Below are 3,600 nucleotides of genomic sequence, written 5' to 3'. Positions count from 1 at the left end.
GCGTAGCGCCCTTGCGCGCTGGGATCTTCTGGGCTCGCGTGCGAATAGCTGGAGCGTCCAAATACACCAAGACCCCGACTAGTTCGGGGTTTTTTACGACCGAAGAAAAGTATGCCGATCACCACGCAGCAACTGCTGCAGATCCTCCCGAACGCCGGCCCAGTTGCCGGCGTTTTTATGCCCGGAGAAAATAAATGACTGCAACAGAAAAAGATCGCGACATCCTAGCCCGCACTCTGTGGGGAGAGGCTCGAGGCGAAAGCTTGGCCRGCCAGATCGCCGTGGCTTGGACCATCCGCAACCGCGTGAACGATGGCAAGGCTAAGTCGTGGTGGGGCGAGGGCTACACCGGCGTCTGCCAGAAGCCGTACCAGTTCAGCTGTTGGAACAAGAACGATCCGAACTTCGCCTACATGAGTGGCGCGAAACAGATTCCTTTCCGCGAGTTTGCGCAAGCGCAGATCGCCGCTGACCAGGTGATGGCCGGCAAAGTACCGGACCCCACCGGCGGTGCAACCCACTATTACGCGACCACCATGCCAAAACCACCTACGTGGATTAAGGACGCCAAGCAGGCGATGAAGCTCGGGCGTCACATTTTCTTCAAGGATGTGCCGTGAGCCCCGCGGCACTGAAGTTTGCATTTTACCAGGTCGCGCTGAAGGCGCTGGTCCGAACCTTTCCCAACACATGAGGCAACAAAATATGCAACTGATTAGTAATTGGAAAGATGCTTTGAAGATGTCCAGTGTTCAGGCTGGCGGTGCGATTGCGGCGCTGGGTATTGCTGAGCAGATGTTGCCTCAGTTGCAGGCGGTTCTGCCGCCTGCAGCCTACGGTGTTCTGGGCATTCTGGTGATGCTGGCACGGGTGATCCTGCAGCCCAAGCTGAGTAACTAGCGAGGGACTGGCGCGAGCTCAAAGAATTGGCGCTATCACCGGCGACGGCGATCAAGGACTGATCACCTTGATCGCGTGCCATTGTTTCGTGAAAGAGGTCTCAGCCATGAACCAGAGACTTTATTGTTTGGGTAAGGCAGTAACCACGACTTCTTACTGAACGGAGGAGGCATTCTCCTTTAGTGACCTTCTTGAATTTCGCTTGCAGTCTACTGAGGCACATGGGCAATCCTTTGTAATTATAAGGGTCCTTATTTAACTTCATAAGGATCTCCTCGTTGCTAACAACACGCTCCTCGCTGCTTGTTAATAAGTCAAGTACTACGCATTCCATGCGTGTTAAATTGATAATCGTTAGGTTGTTAGAAAGCAGGCGTTGGGGTTTGTTGAATGCCCAAGTTTGTAACTTTGGCATGTTGATGCGATCAGATACACACGTAGGACCGCGATGGTCGATCCAGGCAACCACCTCATCGATAGTATGTCCGAGGGCAATTAAGTCTTCATCGGAAGGATTGAGATGGGCGGGGGGTAGATCTTCTGGCATAGCGCTTCCTCCATGCACAAGAAAAGCGTAGCCCAAGAGGTGCGCCCACTGTAAATAGACGGCGAAAAAAAACCCGCGTGGGCGGGATTAAGGGGGGACAAACAAAAAGAAAGGTGCTGATCCGTCAGCAGAGGTCAGCTTAGACGGGAGTTGGCGGAGTGCTCTGACGGAAAATAACGCAGCGCTTGGGTCGATCTCAATCGTTCATCAGTTCGGCGATTCCGTACATGATGGCCTTCAAGTTCTCATTGAATTTCGTTAGTGAGTTGCGGATTCTGCCCGTGTCATCGGTGTAGCCGTGCAGTTGCAAAGATGGAGAGCCTCACATAAAGTCCGGATGTATGGCTGCAATCTCAACCCCGTCTGTGTTGTCACGAATTGAAAGCTCGGCAAACTGGGGGCGTCCATGTATGTGAGAGGACGGCGGATGTAAATCCGCCTCCTACTCGATTGTTGGAACCACAAAACGAACTTCCATTTCTCTATAAAAGCCCCTTTGAAGGCTGTTGTAGGAAAAAGACATTTCCTTTTGACGAAACTTCTTAATCGTTCTTTTGACCCTGCCTTGAGCGTCGCGACGCTGTTAGCGTCCTCTCGGCATTTCCCGTCGTAGCCTGGTGGACATATGTGACAAGGCCGGGACACTGGGCAGGGTAAGTTAAAGCAGGACTGCGAAATTCGAACGGCACCGGAAGGTGCCGTTTTTTCGCCCAAGTAGAACGCCTCTCCTGATTTCAGGACGGCTCTGAATCCATCCGCCGCGCAATCACATCCAACACATCACAACCATCGCGCAACGGCACGCAGCACAACAACGCAAAGTCGCTGAGAACCACCGTATCGCTGGTGATGTCACCACGCATTGCAAGATTTTCAAGAATCTGCGTCACAGCTCGAATTCTATAGCTGGCGGTGCTGAGCAGTGAATGCAGAGGTTGTGTGGTGTTGACGAACAGCGAGGGCAGGTCATCGGCATTGCTGGTTAAAGCCATGTACTCATTCATAAGTGAAGCTCCATTAGTTCATGAGAGCTATCACTCAATCGTCGCCAAACGAGAGGGTGGTAGCCGTACGCGGGTTGGCGAACCGGGCAATGGAGAAACCGGCAGACCCTGAGGTCTCCCGCGCACAGCCACCATAAAACAGGCAGCTAGGTGCGTTCCGAAGCGCTCCGAAATGGTCGAAGACTTCAGTTCAATTGCAATCGAGTCGCCAAACCCGACACGCCGTGAGGGCGTGGGCCGGACTATAGGACTCGTGGCAAAGGCGCAGCAATGGCGGAGTGTACGGACAATTCCTGATGTCGTGTAGGACGCTGCTCTTTTTGAGCAGTGGCACCGTTTTTTAAGACATCGCATTGCCTGAACCAACGCTGACTTGCCGAAAAGTTTCATGATGTGTCGTTGAAATGAGGCATAGGATAACCACCAAAGGTCATGCCCCCGCGCCTCAACCCACAGGAATAAAAAAATGATCGCAAACCTCGTCAAAGTCTCGCTGATCGCCGGTGCTTTGCTGTTGAGCGCCTGTTCCGGTGTGAGCTCCCATAGCGATTATTCGACCGACTCGGTGCAGCCGGCCGGTTTCGGCCCGGGGCCGACCAGCAGCAATACCGCCAAGATGAATTTCCATGGCAGCGCGCTCGGCAATAGCTTCGGCGAGTACAGTTCAGGATTGCTGCACGACGATTGATACGCGGTCCGCAATGAAAAAAGGGCGCTCCCATGGGAGCGCCCTTTTTTGTGCGGGTGTGAAGAGCGCCCCATTACTTTGCGTCAGGCACCACCAGCCACTGCCGCCGAATCTTCTGGTAGTTGCCCGTCGCCTTGGCCAGATGCAGCCATTGATCGACGTACAGTTTCCAGGTGATGTCGTCGCGGGGCAGCAGGTAGGCTTTTTCGCCGTATTGCAGGTAGTGCGTGGGGTTGACGGCGCACAGGCCCGGTTTGAGTTTCTGCTGATACAGCGCCTCCGACGCATCGGTGATCATCACGTCGGCCTTTTTATCCAGCAGTTCCTGAAAAATGCTGATGTTGTCGTGCAGCTGCAATTGCGCCTGGGGCAGGTAGGCGTGAACGAACGCTTCGTTGGTGCCGCCGGCAGGTTCGACCAGGCGAACCGAGGGCTGGTTGATCTGTTCGACGGTCTGGTAC

The 3,600-nt window shown here is 54.0% G+C and carries 6 protein-coding genes and 1 pseudogene; 4 read left to right on the top strand and 3 right to left on the bottom strand.

Annotated features, from left to right (window positions below; genetic code table 11):
- Positions 1-111: 111 nt before the first annotated feature.
- The 3 genes and pseudogenes from AC1DVH_RS27735 to AC1DVH_RS27725 form a co-directional block, all read left to right on the top strand.
- Positions 112-192: pseudogene (locus AC1DVH_RS27735) on the top strand (glycoside hydrolase family 19 protein); the annotation flags it as partial.
- Positions 193-194: 2 nt separating this feature from the next.
- Positions 195-620 carry a cell wall hydrolase gene (locus AC1DVH_RS27730; RefSeq protein WP_477756483.1) on the top strand — a complete coding sequence of 142 codons (426 nt, stop codon included), beginning with the start codon at positions 195-197 and terminating at the stop codon, positions 618-620.
- Positions 621-690: 70 nt separating this feature from the next.
- Complete coding sequence (locus AC1DVH_RS27725; RefSeq protein ID WP_477756482.1) at positions 691-900, top strand: DUF7940 domain-containing protein; 210 nt, start codon at positions 691-693, stop codon at positions 898-900.
- A 100-nt stretch (positions 901-1,000) separates the two neighbouring features.
- Here the strand turns inward: AC1DVH_RS27725 and AC1DVH_RS27720 are convergent, their stop codons facing one another.
- Complete coding sequence (locus AC1DVH_RS27720; RefSeq protein ID WP_477756481.1) at positions 1,001-1,447, bottom strand: winged helix-turn-helix domain-containing protein; 447 nt, start codon at positions 1,445-1,447, stop codon at positions 1,001-1,003.
- 734 nt (positions 1,448-2,181) lie between these two features.
- Complete coding sequence (locus AC1DVH_RS27715; protein WP_477756480.1) at positions 2,182-2,451, bottom strand: short-chain dehydrogenase; 270 nt, start codon at positions 2,449-2,451, stop codon at positions 2,182-2,184.
- Between the two features lie 466 nt (positions 2,452-2,917).
- On the opposite strand from AC1DVH_RS27715, the gene AC1DVH_RS27710 reads away from it, so the two are divergent.
- Positions 2,918-3,139, top strand: a complete 222-nt coding sequence (locus AC1DVH_RS27710; protein ID WP_477756479.1) for a hypothetical protein — start codon at positions 2,918-2,920, stop codon at positions 3,137-3,139.
- 73 nt (positions 3,140-3,212) lie between these two features.
- Here AC1DVH_RS27710 and AC1DVH_RS27705 read toward each other — a convergent pair.
- The coding region (locus AC1DVH_RS27705) for a type 2 periplasmic-binding domain-containing protein (protein WP_477756478.1) at positions 3,213-3,600 on the bottom strand (388 nt) is incomplete at its 5' end.

The organism is Pseudomonas sp. P4_C3 (assembly GCF_056402075.1).
Note: the sequence above shows the minus strand (reverse complement) of the source record. Positions and strands in the feature narration are given on the sequence as shown.

Coding starts and splice junctions, on each gene's coding strand:
- AC1DVH_RS27720 (WP_477756481.1), bottom strand. CDS start 1,447: ATGCCAGAAGATCTACCCCCCGCCCATCTCAATCCTTCCGATGAAGAC.
- AC1DVH_RS27715 (WP_477756480.1), bottom strand. CDS start 2,451: ATGAATGAGTACATGGCTTTAACCAGCAATGCCGATGACCTGCCCTCG.
- AC1DVH_RS27710 (WP_477756479.1), top strand. CDS start 2,918: ATGATCGCAAACCTCGTCAAAGTCTCGCTGATCGCCGGTGCTTTGCTG.
- AC1DVH_RS27725 (WP_477756482.1), top strand. CDS start 691: ATGAGGCAACAAAATATGCAACTGATTAGTAATTGGAAAGATGCTTTG.